Raw genomic sequence first — 20,686 nt, forward strand, 5'->3', positions numbered from 1 at the left:
CTGCCGAATGGGCGCCGGGGCGTGCCATTGCCGAGGCGCCTGACCCGGTCTGGGCCGAAAGTCTTGCCAATGCGCCTGTCGAGACGATCTCGGCGGTGACCGCCGCGCTGACGGATCTTGTGCTGGCCACGCCGGATCTGAAGGTGCCGAACGTCGATCACCTGCCAGACAGCCGCGCCAAGCGGCATCTCTTGGCGCTGGTCGCGTTGTGGCAAAGGTTGGGGGATGCGCTGCCAGAGGGGCTGGCACCGATTTCCCATGTGCTGGCCCTGCCGCATGGGGCGTTCCTGGGCTCGTTGCCGGTGGTTGAAGGTTCGCTGGATCCTCTAGCTCCTGCGGCGCTGCAGGCGCTTTTTGCCCGGTTGCGGGACGAGTTCGGCACTGTTCCCGCAAGCGCCTATACGCCCCGGGCCGCAATCGGCAGCCGTCTGCACGCGCTGCAGGGCGGTGTTTCAGCGCAGGATATCGAGGCCGGGGTTCTGGATGACAGCCTCGCGTTCTATGGTCTGCGCGATCCCGCCGCCTGCGCCGATTTCGCCGCCGCCCAAGCCCGGGCGCTGATTGAGTCCGGCGTTTCGGCCCGTGAAATCGCCGTGCTGTCGGGCGATGATCTGCGCCAGATCGCGCGCGCTTTCTCAGCCCAGGGAGTGCCGCTCTCGGGCCTTCCGGGCCAATTACCCGAGCGAGATGTCATTGGCGAGACCGCGCTACATCTGGCGCTGGCCAAGCGACCGCCAACTCCGGCTATGGTCTTGGCGAGCCTCGCGCTTTCTCCTTTGATGCCCTGGGCGGCACAGACCGCACGCGATCTTGCCGAAAGCCTCATGGGTGGCGATTTCCGAGGCGCCATCCTCACGGACACGCCCGCACATAAGGAACTGTGGGACGATATCCGCGCCTCGGCCGGCAGCTTGCCGCAGCTGCGATTCCTGCTGGACCGGATCTGCGAGCGGATCGGAAAAGGCGATCAGGTCCGCGCGCGGCTGACTGTCCCCCCCGGCGAAGGCACGCCGGATTGGGAGATAATCCTGCGTGGCATTCAGATCGCGCCGCCCATGGTTGCGGACCCCGACCGCAATCTTGAAGGCGTCAGCCTCTGGTCCGCGCATGAAAGCCCGTGGCGCCCATGCCGCCATCTGATCGTCAGCGATTTCACCGACGGGCTTTACCCAACTCGCCCGCGTGCCAATCCGCTGTTTCTTGACAGCGAGATCGCTGCGATACACGCGGGAACCGGCGTTCACCTTCGCGGTCGGGCCGAGGGGCTGGCGCAAAGCCTCGCGTTACTTGATCAACAGCTTCAGGCGGTTTCCGGCAGCGTCACCTTCCTCATCCCATGGCGCGATCTGGCGGGCGGGCGCTTGCAACCTTCGGCCGGGTTGTCGCTGGTGGCGCGGGCGGTGGCGGGCGTTGAGGATGCCAGCGATCTGATCACCGATCTGTCGCGTCAGAGCCCTGCGGAATGGCCGATTGCGTATCACCATCTGATGCCGGTGTCGGAACCCGCGGAATTGCCTGAGGAGCTTACTTTCCCGGGGCATCACCTTCTGTCCCTTCGTCGGCGCGATGACGGCACCGCCAAACCGCAATCGCCCTCACGGCTCGAGACGCTGCTTGTCAGCCCGCTCGCCTGGCTTCTGGCCGAGGTTGGGGCCGAGGATATGTCTTGGTCGACCGAAGAACTCGACGTGATGGCAAGGGGCAATATCGCCCATGATGTCTTTGAGCATGTCTTCCTGAAGGATCAGCCGTTCCCGGAAACCGAGGCGCTGGCAGAACTGATCCCCGAGGCCTATGACCGCGCGCTCACCCGTCACGCGGGCTATCTGCGCAGCCCGTCATGGGAGATGGAGCGCCGCGGTTTGGAGCGTGAGATCATGGCGGCGGCCCTGCGCTGGCGCGACCACTTGCTGGCGCTCAATGCCAAGATCATCGGCAATGAAATCTGGCTGGCCGGTGAGGCGCATGGCATCAATCTGCATGGCAAGGCCGACGCGATCCTTGAACTGCCTGATGGTGCGCTCTTGATCATCGATCACAAGAAAAGCGGCACCAAGGGCCGGCGGCAGCGGATGGAGGCGGGCTGGGATCTGCAGGCAGGGCTTTACGCCGATATGATAGCGCGGCCCATGCGGCGCGAGGGTGACGGCATGGACCCGCTGATCGGCCGCAAGGTGGCGGTCGCCTATCACCTGATGAATGATGGCGGGCTGCTGACTTCGGGTCTGGTCTTGCCCGAGGGCTCGCCCGCTCGCGACATGGGCGATGCGGTGAATGCCGGGGCGGTAGCCAAGCTGGCGGAACGCTTGGCCGAACTTGGTGCAGGCCGGGTCGTGCTGAACACCTCTGAGGATGCGGCCTTCTTCAAGAAAGAAGCCGGCTTCACCCCCTATGCGCTGACCGATGGCTCGGCCCTGGTCACCGCCTTCATCCGCACGCTCGAGGAGGAATGACCATGGCCCCCGTCAATGCAGATCAAGGTCTGGTCATCGTTCCCGCGGGTGCCGGCGCGGGCAAGACCCACCGCATCAAGACCCAGCTGTCCGATTGGGTGAAACGCGGCATTGTCCGGCCCGAACGTATCCTTGCCGTCACCTTTACCGAAGCCGCGGCTGGCGAGTTGCGCGAAAGGATCCGTGCCGGCCTTCTGGCCGATGGACTGGTCGCCGAGGCGATGGCGGTCGAGCGCGCCTATGTCTCGACCATACATGGACTGGGCCTGCGGCTTTTGACCGAACATGCTCTGGCGGCTGGCGCCTCGCCGCAGCCGCGTCATCTGGGCGATGCCGAGCGGGATCTGCTGATCCGTCAGGCACTGGCACATGCCAAGGCGCTGGACCCGATCAAGGCCGCGCCCGAGCGGTTCGGTTACGCCCCGAACTTCGTGAAGGGCGAGACGGTCGAAGACAGTTTGCGCGCCCGGGTGCTATCGATGATCGACCTCTTGCGCGGCCTTGGGGACAAGGGGCGCGACGCTGGCCTGATCGCTCCGGCACTGACGCGGCTGGATGCGGTTTACGGGCCGGTTCTGGATGACCCTATCGCCGCGACCACCGCGTTGCAGACGGCCGTGCAGGTCATGATCGCAGCCTTTCCCGAGGGAGGCATGGCCGGGATCACCGCCAAAACCAATGTCGAGAAGCTGGAGAAAAACCTCGCGCTTTTCAAACGTGTTGATCGCGCGCCCGATCTTCTGGATTGGGATTGGCAGGTCTGGAACGATCTGCGCAGCCTGTTCATCTCTAACCGCTCCAGCAAGACGCCTGCGGGATATGACGACCTTGCCACGGCGATCATGGCGGCGGCGGATGTGCTGCCCTGCCATCCCGGCCCGCTGGCCGATGCTAAGCTGCACCTGTCCTGCCTGATCGCCTGCGCGCAAGAGGTGATGGCGGCCTATGAGACCCGCAAGAAGGCGCTCGGCCTGATCGACTTTGCTGACATGATCACCGGGGCTGAGCACCTGCTCCGCACCGACCTCGCCGTGCGGCAAGCGGTGCTGGACGAGATCGACTGTGTCATCATCGACGAATTCCAGGACACCAACCCCGTGCAATTCGCGCTTTTATGGCAGTTGGGCCAGCACGCGCCGCGCACACTGCTGGTGGGCGATGTCAAACAGTCGATCATGGGGTTTCAGGGTGCCGATCCGCGCCTATCGACAGCGCTGGCGGCGGCAAATCCCGATGCGACCCAGCCTTTGGACCGCAACTGGCGCTCGACCCCAGCCATCATGCAATTCGTCAATGCGATGGGGGCTGGCCTCTTTGGGCAGGGCTATAACCCGCTGGCGCCGACCCGCGATGCGGTCGCAGCTCCCGCGATCGAGGTTCTGAACGCTACGCAGGGACGGCGCTCACAAAAGTATTCGCAGCCCCCAGAACACATCGCCGAGCGCATCGCCCGTATCCTGACTGATACTGAGACCATCACCGACCGCCACACGAAGGCCGTCCGGCCGGCGCGGCCTTCGGATATCGCGCTCTTGGTCTGCCGCCACACCACCGCCGCCCGCTATGCCGAGGAATTGCGCGCGCGCGGCGTTCCGGTGCGGATCGCCGAGGATGGCTGGGCGAAAAGCCCGGTGATTGTTGCCGCCCGCGCCGCGCTGGCCTTTGCCGCCAATCCGGCGGATATCCATGCCGGGCTGCTCTTGCGCACGCTTGGCCCGGACCCGCTGCCCTTGCAGGAGGCGCTATCCGCCCAGATCGAAGGGCGGTTGGTCGATGACCCGGTGCTGATGCTGCTGGCCGCGCTCTCGGACATTCTGGCCCGCTCGCCAGTGGGGGCGGGGCTTGATCTGGTGCTGGATGCCGCCGACCTGCGTCTCTGGGCCGAACGTCAGCCCGATGCCGCCCAGTCCCGCGCCGATCTTCTGCGGCTAGAGGCTGAGGCGGGTGAGTTCGAAGCCGCGCATCGCGATCTCAAATCCGCCTCGGGGTTCCACGGCGAGACTGCCAAGGTCTTTCTCGGCTGGCTCGACGCCCGTGGGGGCGAGCGCGATTTCGACCGTCATCCCGATCCTTCCGCCAACAGCGCCGAGGCCGTGGAGATCGTCACCTGGCATGCCTCCAAAGGGCGGGAATGGCCGATCACTGTCGTCGCAGAGTTCGACTATGGTATCGAGGAACGTGCGGGGGCCACTGCGACCCGTTTCGATGCCTTGGACCGCATCGACGATATGGCGGTGGTGCTGGGGTCCGCGAGCCTGATCCACACGCCCGGCTTTGCCGCGCCCGAGGCGACCCGCCGTTTCATCGAAGACCGTCGCGCCGATTTTGAAGCCAATGCGAAAAACCTTCTCTATGTCGCTCTGACCCGTGCCCGTGACCGGCTGGTGCTGGAATGGCCGGGTTTTCTGAAGGACCGCGAAGAAGACGCGCCCGAGGCTACGAACCTGTTTCATATCCTGTCCGATACTTGCGCGCCGCAGATCGGGGCGGGCAGCCTGCGCATCAATGGCGTGGATTGCCCGGCGCTGATCACGCAACTGCCTGAAGAGGCGGGATTTACCGAGTACGCAGGCGGTGCGGCAGCGTCAGCGCTGCGATTCGGTGCCGCTGCGCCGTTGCCCGTGACACCGCTAACGCCCTGGCGGCTGCAGCCCTCGCAAACCCGTAGTGCGGGGGTACCGCCCGTGTCCCGCCGTATCAACATCGGAGCACCCTGGCCAAAGGCACTGAACGATGCCTACCGCGGCACAGCACTGCATCTGGCGCTGCGCACATACCTGACCCGGCCCGATCTGGCCCCGGCTTTGGCTCTCGCGACCGGGCTTGACGACGCCACTCTTGCGCTAGTGGCCGAGCGCGCCACGGCGCTGAAAGCCTGGCTTGCCGATCAGGGCTATACGGATCTGCGCGCTGAGATTCCGGTGCTTGGCCACACGCCCGAGGGTGCAGAGATCCCCGGTGCCCTCGACCTTCTCGCCATCGGCCCGGCAGGCGCGATGCTGATCGACCATAAATCCGGCGGCGGCGGTGACGGGTTTGGCCCCTATTGGCCACAGCTTTCCAGCTATGCCGGACTGTTGGCCGGACTATACCCGCAGCATCCGCTGCAGGGCGTGGCGGTGTTCTGGGTCGATCACGGTTGGCTGGAACTGGCAGATGAGGGCGCGTCAGCGGGAGCTTGCGCACAGGCCAGAGTTAACTGATGCCCTGGGGAATACTTGCGCCCGATACCGTGGTTTCGCAACGACGCCAGCAGAACCTTGGGCTTGCGGCGGCGGTTCGTCATTTCAATGACCGGGCGGTCCCCGGAATCGGCGGCATGTGGTTTCCCATGCCCATCCTTTGGTCGGTTCTGGCGATCTCTATCGCCGAGGAACTTGGTGTGCCGGCACTGCCTGTCGGCAACGCGGTCGAAGCGCGCGTCATGCTTGAAGTCATCGCGGGCCCGCAGGATCGCCGCGTGCGAGGGGCGAGGAAGATGCAGGGCTTGAAGGATAGCAGTTTCCACAATCTCAGGCGTCGCGGAACTTATGTGGTTCAGCCGATCCGCATGGCGATGGTGCAGCCTCTGGTCGCACTCGGGTTCGTGCAGGGCAGCCGCTACGGCGCGTTCCGCATACATAGCGCTGGCAGAGAGCTGTTGGAGCTGAATGCGATGAAAGAACCGCGCCGTTTGCTTGGTGCCTGGGCGCATGGCAGACAGCCACATGGCCTGAAGGAGGCCCTAGCAGTGCTTTCCCCGGTTGGGGCTGTCCCGGAAGCGGTGCGTAAACTGATCCTTGCCCGATTGCTCGACGGAAATGATCCCGGCTCGACCCGGCGCCGGGAGCTGGCGCGCCTCGGCACGGGCCCCAGTTCCACGCATTTGGACCAGGAAACCGCATTGGCGGGGGTTGCGCCGGATCACTGGTCGGATCTGCGCGCCGGAGCGGCTTTTATGGATATTCGCGATGCCGCGTTGACGGTGTTGGACCAGTTGGAACAGCACCTGCTGAAGCTTCGCGACGATAATCAGCCTGTGCGCCTGTCAGAAGCGGAGGCAGCCGAAGTCGCCGCCGAGCCGCTGAAACAATTGCGAGATCTGGCCTCGGCAAAAGGCGCGCTTGTCGATCAGGGCAATGAGGAGACTAGCCGCAGATTTATCGCGGAAATCCGACATCTGTCCGATCAACAGCTGATCCAGAGGCTGGCCGAGCGCGATTCTACCGTGATTTGTCAGCGCGAAGGCCACATTTTTCTCGGGCCGGCTGCGAGCGAGTTGCGGGGCAGCTCGGAGACCCAGGACGAGAACCGGCCCCCTCAGGACGAGGCCTTCGCGCCGCAGCTTTTCCGGCTGCACAATCTTCATTGTCTGGTGACAGAGCTGTCCGGAAAGGTGAACCCGGGCAGCCGTGACGCGGGATCGGAGGCCGTCTGATGCAGAACACGACGCTCTACTCCCTCTTCATGCCGCCCGAAGATTGTTATGGCGACTTTGGTCTTATGTGCGGCTTCACCGCGACGCGGCAGGTCCTGGGGCAGATCCGCCGAACATTCACAGGCGAGATGGCGCGCCCGGTGCTGGCCGCCTTCATCCATCCAACCATGAATGCGATCTCGGACGTTCCGGGACTTGCCTGGATGTGGATGCGCCTCGAGGGACGCGGCTACAACCTTCTCCATCCCAAGGTGGCGCTTCTGGGTTTTCGCAAGCGCGGCGGAGATGGCTATGTCATTCGCCTCGCTGTCAGCACGGGGAACTGGACACAGGATCCGCTTACTCGCAGCATCGACCTGTTCTGGTCGATCGATCTGGACTCTGCTGTGCCTGACGCACAGGACATTGCCGATATCCGCGCTGCGCATGAGATGTTTGGATGGCTGCGCGAGCGGGCAGATTGCGCCCTGATCGAACGCAGTTTTGACGGGCACCGGCCAGACGCCCTGCTGGAGGCCGCGATCACAGCCTTGCCCACGTCATCCGCGCGTCCCCGCTTCATCGACAGCCGCAATCAGGCGCTGTTTCCTCAGGTGGTCGAGCGCCTGGGTACCAAAAAGAAGGCCGACCGTCTCATCCTCGGGTCTGGCTATTTCGAGAGCGACGGCGATGGTGCTGCTGGCCTGCCAGAGCGACTGCGCCGCGCATTGGTGCAGGAGAAATCCCTGACGAAAACAGCGGCTCTCGACCTGTTTCTCAACCCGTCCTCCTGTCAGGGGCTTGCTGCCCGGGCCGGTGCCTTGATTGACGCAGGCTGGAACTTGCGCCCTCCGCGCTCTGTCTTGCATGGAACTGATGGGTGCCTGCATGCAAAATTTGTGGTGCTGGCGTCGGGCGAGACCGAGGCCTCGGGACGGGCTTATCTTGGATCCGGCAATCTGAGCATGAACGGGTTTGAGCGTGCCGCAAGCGCCGGGGGAAACCTTGAGGCAGGTGTGATCGTCGATCTGCCGGGAGGACTGAAATGGCCGCGACGCAGAGACACGCGGAACGGTATCGCCGCTGTTTTTCCGATCCAGTTCACTGATGTGGTGACGCCCGAGGCCCTGCAGCAAGGGGAAGGCTTTGTGCGCCCCGATGAGCCAGAAACCCAGCCGCCAGTTGCGTGGTTTATATGGCAAGACGGGGTGCTCTCGGCCCCCGAAGACAAATCGGTGATGGTGATTGGTGTCGATGCGGCTCAGGCCCAGACACCTTGTCCATGGCCTGCACCGGCTCCAGCGATTGTGACCCTCGCGGAGGGCGGCTGGCGGCTGCCTGTCATTTCTTCCGGCGCACTTGTTGTCGCTCGCCCCTCCGATATGTCGGTCGAAGATATCCTTGCCAGCCTTGGATCATTTCCCGAGCCTGGTGATGCTGACAGCGAAGATGAGGGTGAGGAAGGCGAAGAGCCGCTCACCGACGCCTCAGATACCACCGAAGCTCCGCCAGCTGCCTATCCCATTCGCAGGATGATGGAACTTCTGGTGCGTCTTTGTGAGACACAGGCAAGGTTAGACCCGCGGGACTGGCAAAGGTGGTGTCGGGAGTTGCAACAGAAACTTTGCGCTATCGCGTCTCGCGAAAAAACGATGCTCGAGTTCTTCCGGAACGCCAGGGCAAATCCTCTGCCTGCTCTGGCAGATCCGCGTATGCGCCCGGAAGGGGTTTCGCCAGACCTATTGAGAGATGCGCTTTTGGCAGTGTCCGTCGCGTGGGAGCTCAGCGCTTACCCATCGCTCTGGGAACGGGAGGCCGCGTGATGGTGGACTGGAACGAAGTCGCGAGCATTCTGGATCGTATCGCAGGGACGTCTGATGATACCGTGCTAGATCATGGCCAGAAGGCGAGTGTCACAGAACTAGCGTGCCGTATCCGGGCGGGCCAACGCTCGGCCCTGTTGGCTGATGAGGTGGGTATGGGCAAGACCCGCATTGCGGCGGCGCTGATCGCAGCGGTGCGGGAGGCGGGCGGGCGCAGCGCCATTGTTCTGCCCGCGGGCCTTGGGGCACAATGGCAACAGGAACTGAAACGGTTCAACACCGACGACAAGACATTGCTGCCGCTGCGCAGCTATGATGGTTTCATCTCCGGTTTTTTGCACGATACCGATGCGGAGGGGAGCGCAAGACGGTTACACAGCCATAAGGAGTGGCTTTCGGATCGCCGCAAGCAGCGTGAGTTGCCGGAGAACGGCTGGGCCGCCGAAGAGATCATAATGATATCTCATTCCTTCGCGAACATGCAGTTTCCCAATCGTGGAGAAGGCCCCGCTGGAGGCTGGCGCCGGGAACTCTTACCCAACGTCGCCCGCCTGATTGACGGCCGACGGCGCAACTTCATGCGCGAAAATTTCCATTCGGGTGAGGTGGGCTATGTATATGCCAGTCGCCGTGCGGCGCGGCACATTGCCCAAACGATTCTGGACCACGAACTGCCGCGCGATGCCATTAACGGCGATCAGAAATGGCTTTCGGCGGACGATTACAAGAACAGGATCCTGCCGCTGATCGGCTATGGCCTGGGTCAGTTTGATCTCATAGTCGTTGACGAAGCCCACAAGGCGCGCGGCGCAGATTCAAGCCTTTCGCGCATTCTCGGCCCGGTAAGCTGGGAAGCGGATGATCCTTTTCGTCTGGGCATGACCGCAACCCCGGTCGAGCTGGACTCCAGCCAGTGGATCGACACGCTGGAGCGACTCAATGGTCGCGATGATGATCAGGATATTACTGCGCTCGCAGAGCTGACGGAATGGATCACCGGCTATGTGGATGTTGTTCGTCGGATTCAAACCGAAGAACTGGACGAGACGCTGACCGGGGAATTCGAGACCTCCGCCCGGCAGTTCTACGCAGCATTGCGACCACACGTCCTGCGCCGGGACAAACGAAGTGACCCCGAATTCTGCGTCTTCAAAGACAGTCATGGTGATTATCGTGAGGTCACCGATATCCCGGTTTCACCGGAGGCAGAGGGTTTTACCCGTGACTGGTTGCGCCGCTTTTGTGCGGCTGAGGCGCTGTCGTTACTCCCTCAGGATGATCCGCGTGTGAAACGGGTCAGGCTCGCCGTTGCCCAGGGGTATGGGTTCGGCTTTGGAGAGGATGAGGAAGACAGCCATTCTGGCATGACAGATGCAAACCTCGTTGGTCCGGCGGGGTTTTGGACGGAAGCTTTTACCGCTGAGAGCAACGACATCTATAGCCACCCTGCGATCCTGGCGGCAGTGAGACAAATCGAGGCCTATACACGGGCCGGCGAGAAAGTGCTCGTCTTCGGCAGGTTCCTGACGCCGATGAATGTGCTGACCAGACTGCTGGACGCGCGTGAGATGCTGCGTCGTTTGCGAGACGGACAGCACTGGCCTGCCAGTGGGATCGGGGAAAGCAATATAGCAGCCGTCATTGCGGCGATGAGAGATCCTGATCTTGCGGTGGCGGGTGGGGTCGACGAAATCGATGTGATGTTGAAAACCCGCTATCAGGAGTGGGCGAGCGAGCGACGGGCTGAACTCGCACGGCTTCATCGGGAGTTGGAAGACCTTGCGCTGGAGGGAGGAGCTGCTGCATTTCTGTCAGAGATTCTGCGCCATGAGGACGGCAAACAAGACCTTCAATTCGGGGCTTTGCTCGAGGCACTTGGTGGCAGGCGGGAAGTTGCGGGCGCTTCCTGGACGGGGCGGGAAATGCTCGGGCTGTTCGAAAAACTGCTCCTGGAGCTTGCCGGCGATGATGAAGCAGAGAACAACGATACGCAGAAAGCCCGGCTGGATGCCTGGCTGAACGATTATTCCGGGCGCGAGGGCAACTTCGCCAGGATGATGTCAGGTGCAACCGCACCGCAAACGCGGCGTATGCTGCAATCTGCATTCAACCGGTCGTCCAGTTGGCCGATGGTGCTCCTCGCGCAATCCCGCGTCGGGCGTGAGGGCCTGAATCTGCATGAGGCCTGTCGCACAGTGATTCTACTGCACGCGGAGTGGAATCCCGGCATTGTCGAGCAGCAGATTGGGCGTGTGGATCGCAAGAACAGTCTTTGGCTTCGCGAATGGCGGAAATGGAGGGATCATGGTGATGGTCTCCCGCCCCGCATTCGGGTTCACCCTGTTGTCGTCAGTGGCACATACGACGATCACAACTGGCAGGTTCTCAAGGCGCGTTGGCTGGAACTGAGGGCGCAGTTGCATGGCGATGTCCTGCGTCCCGTTCCAGGTCGGTCAGAGGTGATAGATGACAAACGAACCTGCGCTGACCGCGTTCGGCGCGCAGTGCCGGATTTTTCGCCGGGAAGACGTGGCGGTTGAATTGTAGTGTAACCGATACTCACGCTGCTGTTCGGAATAGGACGGAATGAAAGCTGCTATTTTTAGCAACCATTCTCCCCGAGTTGGATTTGGCGTTGATAGGAAAATGGATGTTAGTAGGTCGCAAGTAATGGTGGTTGCAGCCTCCCGCAACCATCTTTACCGGCGTCGATTGCAAGTTGTGATCGATGCCGGTCCCCGCAACCATCTTTACTTGCTCGGGCAACAAGTGAAGATTAGATCCAGCCCCCGCAACCAACACTATCGCGTTTCGCAACGCTTGCACGCCGCCCCTCGGGGCGGCGTCTGCATTTGTGTCTCCGCCGGGCCGCGCCCACCGCAGAGGTGTGCGCCTATGACCGCAGGTCAACCCTCTGGTTCCAGACCGAATTCCGACAGAATCCACGTCACGGTTCGCTTCAGCGGCCTCTCATGCGCATATTGTCGGGCCCAGGACAGGAAGAGATATTCCCCCGATGCCTCCGGGCTGTGCCAGATCTCCACAAGGCGTCCGGCGCGCAAATCCGGCTCGATCATGAAGGTCGGCGCGATGGCGACCCCGTGACCGTGGATCGCCGCATCCAGCGCCAGGGCGGAGCGGTCGAAATTCAGCACCGTGGGCGCGCCGCGAGACCCGGTCTCGCCGATCAGACGATCCCATCGGCGATGAGCGTCCTGAAGCAGCGGAAAGGACAGCAGGGTGTCCGTGTCGACAGGCGCGCCGGGTCGATGGATGTCGGGGCTGCACACCGCGACAAGCCGCAGCTCGCAAAGTCGCCGAAGATGATGCGCCGGATTGTGTCCTGGCGTTCTGGCGGGCCAGAGCGCGATCTCGTTGCGCCCGAGGCTGCGCTCCAGCGGGGTGTCGTGGATCTCTGTCGCCAGAGACATCTCCGGAAACCGGGCGTTAAAGCCCTTCATCCTCGGCATGAGCCACTTGGCGGCAAAAGACGATCCGATATGCAGCGTGATCCGGCGGGCGGGCCGTGTCAGCTCGGCGGTTGCCGCCGAGAGGGTGGCCAGCGCCTCCTCGACCGCGGCGTGATAGCTCTTGCCTCTGGGGGTCAGCACCACGCCACGGGGTTTCCTGTCGAACAGGACGACTCCCAGATCGGACTCGAGCTGCTTGATGCGCTGCGACACCGCGCCATGCGAGATGTGCAGCGCCTCTGCCGCGCGCTGAAAGCTGCCATGACGTGCCGCCAGCGCGAAGACGCGCAGGGCATTCAGGTTCACCTTCTCCATCATGGGGACCACAAGCGTTAGGTTTTCTAACAGCTCTGGCAAATTTGCTGCTTTGTCAAATCTCCCCGCGTCTGCAATCGGTGGCATGCCGCGCCTCACCACCCCGCCGCCGACAAGAGGACCCGTCATGAGCCTGACCATCCGCCCCGCCGAAATTTCCGATCTCGATGCCCTCACCGCCCTGCTGCTGGCCGATGCGGAAGATCGCCACACCGCCGAACCCAAGCTGTGGCAACTGGACGACGCGGCGCAGAGCAAGACCCGCGCAGCGCTCGAATCTGTGCTGGGCGCCGCACAGCCACCCCTTCGGCAACACTGGCTCGTCGCAATTTCCGAAGGCCGGCTGGTCGGCGCGACGCATTCCCTTCTGCTCCCGGTTCCGCCGATCTATGCCGGCGCCTTCGGTCCACCCGGCCTGCTCATGGAAGACGGTGCCGTCACGCCCGATGCACCGCGCGGCACGCGGCGCGCATTGCTGGAAGCCGCCGAAACCGACCTGATCGGCACGGGCGCGCGGATCCTGCTGGCCTCCAGCGTGCCCGGGGGCGCCTGGGAAAGCGCCTATGCCCGGCGAGGATATGCACCGCTCACCCTCTATTTCGCAAAGACCGGTCTGGCCCGCCCGGTCGCATTTGCGGCTGTGCGGCAGGCCACCGCAGAGGACGTGCCGGAAATCGTCGCCTCGAGCGCCGTGAACAGGCGGATCCTGGAGTCGTTGCATCCGCCGTTCTGGAAACCGCATGACGAGGCAGACGACCGCTTTGGCGCCTGGATGCGGCGCAGCCTCAGCCTGGAGGATCGCGACATGTTCGTGTCCCAGGCGGATGGCCGTGTCCGGGGCTACGCGATCTCGCAGCCGGCAACTTCCCTGCATATCCCGGCAGCGCATAACATCGCCGGCATCGGGGTGATCGACGATTTCTTCGACGATGCGCTGGCGCAGCCCGCACGGCTCGGCCCGGAGGCGCCTCGCGCCGGGGCTCTGCTGAGTGCCGCCGAGGCGGCGCGCAGAGAACGCGGCGATCATTCGGTTCTGGTGGTCTGCCCCGCAGCCTGGCACGGCAAGATCGACCTGCTGGAGCGATATGGCTACCACAACGCAATCACCTGGCACATCCGGCAGGTGACCTAGAACGTTCCGCCTGCCAGCGCCTCCCTCACCGCCGGACCCGCCCCCGGGCGTTCGCGGATCGGCACGAAAGAGGCGCCTTGCGCCGCGCGTCTCGTCCGACCCCGGCGGATCCTGCAGACGTCCCCGCCCATCGCGGTTAAAAGACCCAAAGACCGCACACACACATGGAACATGGACGGGCAGATGCACAGGCAGTTCTCCAACCCCGCTCTCGCCGAGGCCCTGCTGCCACATGCCTTCGACGCGCGGGACGGGGCGCATGACGAGGCGCATCTTCTGCGCGTCTGGCGCAACGTGTTGCGGATCTCCGATATCGAGGGCGGCGACCTGGAGATCCTGCTTGCCGCCACGCTGCTGCATGATGGCGTCTGGATCGACAAGGGCTCGCCGCAGCGAGGCATGGCCTCGCGCTTCGCAGCCGAGAAGGCCCGGAACGTCCTCTCCGATCTGGGCTGGAACGCGGAGCGGAGCGGACAGGTCTGCCATGCCATCGAGGCGCACAGCTTTTCCGCGGGCATCGCGCCCCAAAGCCTGGAGGCGCGCATTCTTCAGGATGCGGACCGGCTGGATTCGATTGGCTTTATCGGTGTGGCGCGATGTTTCTATGTCGCGGGCCTGCGCAGGAGCTCGATTTGCGATGCCGTGGATCCCCCCGCACGCCACAGGCCGCTTGATGACAGCCGCTTCGCGCTCGACCACTTCCGCACGAAGCTGATGACGCTCGGCGACCGGTTTTGTACCGCGACAGGCGCCCGGCTCGCGGCGGAACGTTCCGCCCAGATCGAGGCGTTCTATCACGGCATGCTGGCCGAGATCGGATAATCGCTGGCAACGGACCGCTTGGGCGTCCAGGCGGGCGGCCGTGGCCGAGACGCCCGCCTGCGCCCTCTACGGACCGCAAGGCGAAACCCGCAGAGAACGATCTTGCCGATATGTCACGGCCAGACGGGCGCGCCGTCCAGTCCGGCGGTTTCGGGCAGCCCGCAGATCAGATTCGCATTCTGCACCGCCTGCCCCGCCGCGCCCTTGCCGAGATTGTCCACCACGCCCATCGCGATCACCAGATTGCGCGCCGGATCCGCCGCATAGCTGACAAACGACAGGTTCGAGCCGGTCGCCCATTTGGTCTGCGGCGGCGTGTCGGTCACACGCACGAAAGGACGGTCCGCATAGAAGCTCCGCGCGGCATCGAGGCATTGCTCCGTGGTCGCGCTGCCCCGACAATAGAGGGTAACCAGCACGCCCCGGGTCATCGGAACCAGATGCGGTGTGAACACCAGCCCGGTGGCTTTCCCGCCGCTCAGGCGCTCGATCGTCGTGGCCATCTCGGGCATGTGGACATGCGTGAGCAGGCCATAGGGCTGTAGGTTTTCATTGCTTTCGGCATAGCCGAACCTGCTGTCGCCACCACCGCGCCCCGCACCGGAAATGCCGGTCTTGGCGTCGATCACGATATTGCCGGGCTCGATCAGCCCGCCTGCCAGAAGCGGCGCGAGGGTATTCAGCGTGGCGGCGGGAAAACAGCCGGGGTTGGCGATCCGGCTTTGTCCGCGGATCCGGTCGGGCCAGATGTCGGCCAGGCCATAGGTCCACCCCTCGGCATAGCGGTGGTCGCCGCCGATATCGACGATCCTGACCTCTTGGGGAACCCGTGCCAGGGCCTCGGCGGACGCCCCTGTGGGCAGCGATGCGAAGAGCAGATCGAGCTTTGGCAGGGTTTCGGGGGGCCATTTCTCGATCACCAGCCCGGCGAGCTTGCCCGGCACCCCGGGAAAGCGGTCGATCAACCGGCTGCCGGCGCTACCATCGCCCGCGGCGTAGACAAGTTCGAATGACGGATGGCTCGCAATCAGGCGCAGCGCTTCTCCGCCGCCAAAACCGCTGATGCCGACGATACCGACACGAATACTCATGATGATGTCCTTCCACATTTGGGAAAAAGAAAGCCCCCGAAGCCGAGGGCTGCGGGGGTTCAGGAACGCGGGTCGGAGGTGCTCCGGCGGCGGTAGCTATGGAAAACCGGCTACCACGCCCAATAACACTCATCGACGCGCAGCCCGAGAGGCCGCAGCTTCGCTGTGCGGCGTCGGCGTCGGTCAAAGAGGTTTTGGGTCCTGAACATGGCTTGATGCAGTGTCGGCAAGCCCGTTCAAGGTCAAGCGGAATGTTGACACATCCTGCGCGTCTCGTGGCCCGGATCACCGGAGCGACCGTCTGCCTCGGTGAAGGATTTTCGATGCGGGCTGCGGCGCAAGTATGCTGCGCGGTGCCTCATCGGCCCGCCTCGGGACTTCCTCACCTGAGCCGCGGTTCGTGCGATACGGGTTTTCTGCGCGGCAGCCGTCCAGACCGGGCGGGCATGCACCGCAGGGGCATTATCCTCGCCTCATCTACGAATGCTCCTGCGTGAAGGAGGGCTATCGCCCTCCCCTTAGATCTCGATCTTGTATCCGATATGGGTCGGCTCGAAACCCAGACGCTCATAGAAACGATGAGCATCTGGCCGGGCCTTGTCCGTGGTGAGCTGAACCAACGAACACCCTTTTGCCCGGCATTCGCGGATGGCCCAAGCGAACATCGCTTCACCAAGCCTGCCGCCCCGACGATCGCTCGCGATCCGCACCGCCTCGACCTGTCCACGCTTGGTGCCATTGCGAGAAAGGCCCGGGATGAAGGTGAGCTGCAAGGTTCCGACAATCTCCTGCCCATCCTCGACCACACACAGAAACTGGTTCGGATCGGCATCAATCTCCGCAAATGCAGCCCGGTAGCCATCATCGACCGCCGGCGAAGCGTTTTCCCGCAACGCACCAAGCACGTCATCGGCCAACATCCCGACAATCGCCTCCAGATCCGCTGCGGTTGCTCGGCGGTAACGCAGTTCCCTCATGAGTTTGATCCCCCTCTTTTCATTGCTGATCGCCTCAACAGGAGATGGGCCCCGGCGGACAGGGCTCACCTCCGCTTTACGTCGCAGGGCGCCCCCATGATGCGATTCAGTGTTCAAGCCATCTGTGCAAAAGACCGCACCACGCCGCCGCGGCGGGCTCAGTATGTGGGCTGCGCCGTGGAAAGGCCGGCTGCCGACTTCCAAAGACGGCGGCGGAAGGCCGCGAGGCAGAGCGCGGCGATGATCAGTTCCACGACGAGGGCGCCGATGGCGCTGTCGGACGGCATTCCGTCCATCGCAAGCCCGACCAGCCGTCCGGCGGGAAAGGCGATGAAGACCGTCAGGGCCACCGCCATACCAAGGGGCAGGGCCGCGTGCCGCCAGATGCCGCGCAGCATCAAAAGGCCGAACCCCGCAAGACCGGCGCCGGGTGCGCGCAATTCGCTCAGCAGGTTGGCGTCTTCCCCGAGCGTGATGCCGTAGCCGGCGTAGAAGGCGTGCGGGATGAACAGGATGAAAGCACCGATGGTGAGCGCTGTGAGGCCGGAGAGACCGAGTGCGATCTTCTCGAAGAGGGTGGGTTTCATGTCATATTCCCTTCGTCGGGCGATGTCAGGCGGCGCTTGTCCAGGCGCCGGTTCGAGCGGCGGCCAGGGCGAAGTCCGCAAAGTCGCGCGGGGAACGGCCAAGCGCACGCATCACACCGTCCGTGGTCTGGGCGTTGCGCCCGTCCAGCGTTTCGCGCGCGATGGCGGTGAAGACATCGGCAACGAAGGCGCCGCCAGCCTGCGCGATGGTCGCGTGGAACTCCTCGAAGCTGATCGGAATATGCCGGATATTGCGCCCGGTTGCCTGCGAGAGACCAGCCGCCATATCCGCGAAGGTCATCAGTCGCGGGCCGGTCACCTCATAGAGTTCGCCTTTGTGACCCTCTTCGGTCAGCGCCGCGACGGCGACCTCGGCAATATCGTCGATATCAACGATAGGCTCCGCGACATCGCCGCCGGGCATCGGAAGAACGCCAGCCAGGATCGGATCGCGCAGATAGCCTTCGGAGAAGTTCTGAGCGAACCAGGCGGCCCGGACGATTGTGAAATCGACGCCGGACTGTTGCACCACCTCTTCGCCCAGCCGCGCGTGGTGTTCGCCGCGGCCGGAGAGCAGCACGAGATGCTCGACATCTACGTCGCGGGCCGTCTCGCAGAGGGACTCGAGCTTTTCCACGGCGCCGGGAAATGCAAGATCGGGGAAGTAGGTGACATAGGCCGCACGGGACCCGCGCAACGCCGCCGCCCAGGTCTCCGGCGCGTCCCAGTCAAAGGGCGTTGTAGAGCTGCGCGAACCACGGCGCACGGGAACGCCCCGCGCCTCAAGGCGGCTGGCGACGCGGCGGCCGGTCTTGCCGGTTGCGCCGATGACGAGAATTTCCTGGTCTTTCATGGGGGGTCTCCCTGGCTTCGCTTTCGTCAGCCGAGGGATTAGCGCGGGAATGCCGCGCGGTATTGACCGGCGATGCCAGTCTTTTGACCGCTGTCGCCAATGCGCCCGTCAGCGGTGGACCATCTCCTTGCGGTAGGTCGCGGGCGTCTTGCCGACCCAGCGCTTGAACGCGCGGGTAAAGGCGCTCTGTTCGGAGAACCCGGTGAGAAACGCGATTTCAGCCAGTGAATGGCTCTCGTCCCGCAAGAGGCCCTCGGCAAGGTCGCGGCGGGTTTCCTCGGTGACGCTCTGAAAGCTCATGCCATGCTCGGAAAGGCGCCTGTGAAAGGACCGCGCACTGAGCCCGAGGCTCCAGGCGATCTCGGGCATTTTCGGCGCCCCTTCGCTGAGGGCCTGGGCGATTGCGGCTTTGGCCTGCATGACAAGCGCGGGCTCCCGGGTGATCTCGGAGATTTCCGCGTCGAGATGCGTGGTGAGGTAGTGCGAGATCCCCTCGTCGCCGAGGATGTTGGGCCGGGCCAGGGTTTCGTCGGCATAGAGGATCGCGTCGAGTTCGGCCCCGAAGCGCACCGGGCAGCCGAACCAGTCCTCATGCGCCGCGATCGAGCGCGGGGCGGGATGCCGGACCAGCACTTCCAGGGGCGTCAGCGGCACCGGGCAAACCTGCCTCGCGATCGAGACCGCGCTGGCGAGGGTCGCCTCGTTCGACAGCCGCATCCCGAGGCGCCTCTTGCCCGCCCGATGCAGGATGAAGAGCGTGCCCCCGGGCGCTGGCCGCAGCTCGTATTCGACAACGCTGGTCCAGAGACGCGCATAGCGTTCCACCCGCGCATAGGACGCCCGGAGCGTTGTTGCCGCCTTGAAGGCCAGCCCGAGTGCGCCGTATTCGTCAAGCCGCATGGAGGCACCGGTGCGGATCGGAAGATCGGTCACGTCGATCTGGTCGGCGAGCCTTTCAAGCATGTCGTAGTAGCGCTCGGCGGAAACCATCCGCCCGGCATCGAAGGGCTCGTCGGCGGCGAGCCCGACACTGGCCAGCATCGCCGCCGCATCAACGCCGCCATCCGCCGCGGCGACCACCTTTCTCGCGAAGAGCGACGTCACATACCCCATGCTCCGCATTCTACGATGCAGGCGGTTAGCAGCCAAGCGCGCAATGGATCCGGGCGCGCGGCGGATTGGGGCCCCTCTTTCCGCCAGCCCTGTCATTCAGCCTGCACGTGCAGCAACGGCTTTGTATGGATGGCTCCCGCGTCGCGAGGCTTAAATGAGATCGCAGGCACTTTTTCAGAAGCGATCTTGTGTCCGGCCTGTTCGCGCGGTCATCGTCGCTGGTCCTGGTCGGATCCGCGGATCAGGATCCTGTCTGTTTCTCGGGCAATTGCGCCCACGTCCTGCGGCACACCGCTGCCGTGCAGATGGCGGAGGCAGGCATTCCGATGGACATGATCGCTCAGTCTCTAAGACGTTCCAATACGGGGCTCACCGCCCCGAGCTATGCTCGATACAGGCCCGAACATCTTCGCAAGGCAGCGAAGGTCCTGGCGTTCGATCGGGCGTCAGGTTCAACGGACTAGGGGGAACTGTCTCAGAAACGAAAAAGGCGCCCGAAGGCGCCTTGTTTCATTGGTCGGAGTGAGAGGATTCGAACCTCCGGCCCCTGCCTCCCGAAGACAGTGCTCTACCAGGCTGAGCTACACTCCGACCGTGGCGGGCGGGATACCCCACGTCCGAGGGTTTGGCAAGAGCTCATTCCACCGACTTTTCGCGCCGCCGCATCGCCCGCAAAAGCGGGCCGACGCGCAGGGTCGTGCCGGTCTCGAACCGGGTGCGGGTCCGCAGCACCGGACGGTTCTCCGAAACCGTGCCGCGGCCCTCACGCAGCACGATGTACACCCCCGAGCCGATGATCAGAACCGCGCCCGCCAGAGTCATCCCGTCGGGCCATTCGTCAAAGAACAGCGCCCCGTAAAGCGTGGCCCAGAGGAGCTGCGAATATTGCATCGGCGCCACGATCACCGCCTCCCCGGCCTTGTAGGCCGAAATCAGCACGAAAGAGCCGGTCAGCGCCAGCGCCGCCATCAGCCCCACCCCCGCCAGATGCGCCAGCGGCATCGGCTGGTAGACGAAGGGCTGCGCGCAGGCCATGAGCAGGAAATTCGTCATCATCGGATAGAGCAGCAGCACCACCGAACGCTCCTCATGCCCGATCTTGCGCACCACGATCGAGGCCAGCGCGCCGCCGACCGCCGCGACCAGCGCCGCCGCATGGCCCAGCGTCAGCTCGGTGCCGCCGGGGCGCAACACCACAAGCACGCCCGCAAGCCCCACAAGCACCGCGATCCAGCGGCGCAGGCGGACCTGTTCGCCCAGGATCGGAATCGCCAGAACCGTAATCAGCAAAGGCTGTGCAAAGAGAATCGCATAGGTCTGCGCCAGCGGCAGAACCGAGAAGGCGTAAAAGGCGCAAAGCCCGGTGATCACCGCCGCCACGGTGCGCAGCGCCGTCCACCAGGGATGGATCGGCCGCAGATGGCCCGGGGTGGTGTCCCGGATCAGCATCAGGCTGACCAGCGGAAAGCTGAACAGGACCGAGAAAAAGACAATCTGGAACGGGCTGTAGCTTGCGCCCAGCAGCTTCACGATCACGTCGTGGCTGGAAAACACCGCGAAGGAGAGCAGCGCGAAAATCGCGCCTTTGGCATTGTGGCCCATGGGAACGTCCCGGCTTGTCTCGCTGCGCGGCCCGCCGGGGCGGCGGCCACGC

The 20,686-nt window shown here is 63.9% G+C and carries 14 protein-coding genes and 1 tRNA gene; 7 read left to right on the forward strand and 8 right to left on the reverse strand.

What is annotated here, in order from left to right; genetic code table 11:
* Nucleotides 1-191 precede the first annotated feature (191 nt).
* From M4578_RS10480 to M4578_RS10500, 5 genes are read left to right on the forward strand one after another with little or no spacing between them, the layout of a single operon-like run.
* Nucleotides 192-2,453: a PD-(D/E)XK nuclease family protein gene (locus M4578_RS10480; RefSeq protein WP_258093369.1), complete on the forward strand. Its 2,262-nt coding sequence runs from the start codon at nucleotides 192-194 to the stop codon at nucleotides 2,451-2,453.
* A 2-nt stretch (nucleotides 2,454-2,455) separates the two neighbouring features.
* Entirely contained in the window at nucleotides 2,456-5,656 is a 3,201-nt protein-coding gene (locus tag M4578_RS10485; RefSeq protein WP_258093370.1) for a UvrD-helicase domain-containing protein, read from the forward strand.
* The gene (locus tag M4578_RS10490) at nucleotides 5,656-6,870 is read left to right on the forward strand and encodes a hypothetical protein (protein ID WP_069709534.1); all 1,215 of its coding nucleotides are present in this window, start codon (nucleotides 5,656-5,658) and stop codon (nucleotides 6,868-6,870) included. The genes M4578_RS10485 and M4578_RS10490 overlap by 1 nt, the downstream gene beginning before the upstream one ends.
* Nucleotides 6,870-8,672: a phospholipase D-like domain-containing protein gene (locus M4578_RS10495; RefSeq protein ID WP_258093371.1), complete on the forward strand. Its 1,803-nt coding sequence runs from the start codon at nucleotides 6,870-6,872 to the stop codon at nucleotides 8,670-8,672. The genes M4578_RS10490 and M4578_RS10495 overlap by 1 nt, the downstream gene beginning before the upstream one ends.
* Nucleotides 8,672-11,212, forward strand: a complete 2,541-nt coding sequence (locus tag M4578_RS10500) for a DEAD/DEAH box helicase family protein (RefSeq protein ID WP_069709536.1) — start codon at nucleotides 8,672-8,674, stop codon at nucleotides 11,210-11,212. The genes M4578_RS10495 and M4578_RS10500 overlap by 1 nt, the downstream gene beginning before the upstream one ends.
* A 366-nt stretch (nucleotides 11,213-11,578) precedes the next feature.
* On the opposite strand, the gene M4578_RS10505 is transcribed toward M4578_RS10500, so the two are convergent.
* Entirely contained in the window at nucleotides 11,579-12,448 is an 870-nt protein-coding gene (locus M4578_RS10505) for a LysR substrate-binding domain-containing protein (RefSeq protein ID WP_258093372.1), read from the reverse strand.
* A gap of 136 nt (nucleotides 12,449-12,584) precedes the next feature.
* Here M4578_RS10505 and M4578_RS10510 point away from each other — a divergent pair, with 136 nt between their 5' ends.
* Both M4578_RS10510 and M4578_RS10515 read left to right on the forward strand, forming a co-directional pair.
* Nucleotides 12,585-13,589 (forward strand): GNAT family N-acetyltransferase, encoded by a 1,005-nt coding sequence (locus tag M4578_RS10510; RefSeq protein ID WP_258093373.1) that lies wholly within the window; start codon nucleotides 12,585-12,587, stop codon nucleotides 13,587-13,589.
* A 183-nt stretch (nucleotides 13,590-13,772) separates the two neighbouring features.
* Nucleotides 13,773-14,411 (forward strand): HD domain-containing protein, encoded by a 639-nt coding sequence (locus tag M4578_RS10515; RefSeq protein WP_258093374.1) that lies wholly within the window; start codon nucleotides 13,773-13,775, stop codon nucleotides 14,409-14,411.
* Between the two features lie 113 nt (nucleotides 14,412-14,524).
* Here M4578_RS10515 and argC read toward each other — a convergent pair whose 3' ends face one another.
* The 7 genes from argC to M4578_RS10550 form a co-directional block, all read right to left on the reverse strand.
* Nucleotides 14,525-15,502: an N-acetyl-gamma-glutamyl-phosphate reductase gene (gene argC, locus M4578_RS10520; protein WP_258093375.1), complete on the reverse strand. Its 978-nt coding sequence runs from the start codon at nucleotides 15,500-15,502 to the stop codon at nucleotides 14,525-14,527.
* Nucleotides 15,503-16,020: 518 nt separating this feature from the next.
* Complete coding sequence (locus M4578_RS10525; RefSeq protein WP_258093376.1) at nucleotides 16,021-16,479, reverse strand: GNAT family N-acetyltransferase; 459 nt, start codon at nucleotides 16,477-16,479, stop codon at nucleotides 16,021-16,023.
* A 158-nt stretch (nucleotides 16,480-16,637) separates the two neighbouring features.
* Nucleotides 16,638-17,066 (reverse strand): DUF4345 domain-containing protein, encoded by a 429-nt coding sequence (locus M4578_RS10530; RefSeq protein ID WP_258093377.1) that lies wholly within the window; start codon nucleotides 17,064-17,066, stop codon nucleotides 16,638-16,640.
* Nucleotides 17,067-17,091: 25 nt separating this feature from the next.
* The gene (locus M4578_RS10535) at nucleotides 17,092-17,919 is read right to left on the reverse strand and encodes an NAD(P)H-binding protein (RefSeq protein ID WP_258093378.1); all 828 of its coding nucleotides are present in this window, start codon (nucleotides 17,917-17,919) and stop codon (nucleotides 17,092-17,094) included.
* Between the two features lie 108 nt (nucleotides 17,920-18,027).
* Nucleotides 18,028-19,032: an AraC family transcriptional regulator gene (locus tag M4578_RS10540; RefSeq protein WP_258093379.1), complete on the reverse strand. Its 1,005-nt coding sequence runs from the start codon at nucleotides 19,030-19,032 to the stop codon at nucleotides 18,028-18,030.
* A 514-nt stretch (nucleotides 19,033-19,546) separates the two neighbouring features.
* A tRNA-Pro gene (locus M4578_RS10545) sits at nucleotides 19,547-19,623 on the reverse strand.
* Nucleotides 19,624-19,668: 45 nt separating this feature from the next.
* Nucleotides 19,669-20,634: a DMT family transporter gene (locus M4578_RS10550; RefSeq protein ID WP_258093380.1), complete on the reverse strand. Its 966-nt coding sequence runs from the start codon at nucleotides 20,632-20,634 to the stop codon at nucleotides 19,669-19,671.
* Between the last annotated feature and the right edge of the window lie 52 nt (nucleotides 20,635-20,686).

The organism is Salipiger pentaromativorans, from assembly GCF_024721115.1.
Lineage (GTDB): Bacteria > Pseudomonadota > Alphaproteobacteria > Rhodobacterales > Rhodobacteraceae > Salipiger > Salipiger pentaromativorans.

Excerpts from the sequence above, each read along its gene's own strand:
- M4578_RS10485 (WP_258093370.1), top strand. The coding sequence starts at position 2,456 with ATGGCCCCCGTCAATGCAGATCAAGGTCTGGTCATCGTTCCCGCGGGT.
- M4578_RS10490 (WP_069709534.1), top strand. The coding sequence starts at position 5,656 with ATGCCCTGGGGAATACTTGCGCCCGATACCGTGGTTTCGCAACGACGC.
- M4578_RS10495 (WP_258093371.1), top strand. The coding sequence starts at position 6,870 with ATGCAGAACACGACGCTCTACTCCCTCTTCATGCCGCCCGAAGATTGT.
- M4578_RS10500 (WP_069709536.1), top strand. The coding sequence starts at position 8,672 with ATGGTGGACTGGAACGAAGTCGCGAGCATTCTGGATCGTATCGCAGGG.
- M4578_RS10510 (WP_258093373.1), top strand. The coding sequence starts at position 12,585 with ATGAGCCTGACCATCCGCCCCGCCGAAATTTCCGATCTCGATGCCCTC.
- M4578_RS10515 (WP_258093374.1), top strand. The coding sequence starts at position 13,773 with ATGCACAGGCAGTTCTCCAACCCCGCTCTCGCCGAGGCCCTGCTGCCA.
- argC (WP_258093375.1), bottom strand. The coding sequence starts at position 15,502 with ATGAGTATTCGTGTCGGTATCGTCGGCATCAGCGGTTTTGGCGGCGGA.
- M4578_RS10525 (WP_258093376.1), bottom strand. The coding sequence starts at position 16,479 with ATGAGGGAACTGCGTTACCGCCGAGCAACCGCAGCGGATCTGGAGGCG.
- M4578_RS10530 (WP_258093377.1), bottom strand. The coding sequence starts at position 17,066 with ATGAAACCCACCCTCTTCGAGAAGATCGCACTCGGTCTCTCCGGCCTC.
- M4578_RS10535 (WP_258093378.1), bottom strand. The coding sequence starts at position 17,919 with ATGAAAGACCAGGAAATTCTCGTCATCGGCGCAACCGGCAAGACCGGC.
- M4578_RS10540 (WP_258093379.1), bottom strand. The coding sequence starts at position 19,032 with ATGGGGTATGTGACGTCGCTCTTCGCGAGAAAGGTGGTCGCCGCGGCG.
- M4578_RS10550 (WP_258093380.1), bottom strand. The coding sequence starts at position 20,634 with ATGGGCCACAATGCCAAAGGCGCGATTTTCGCGCTGCTCTCCTTCGCG.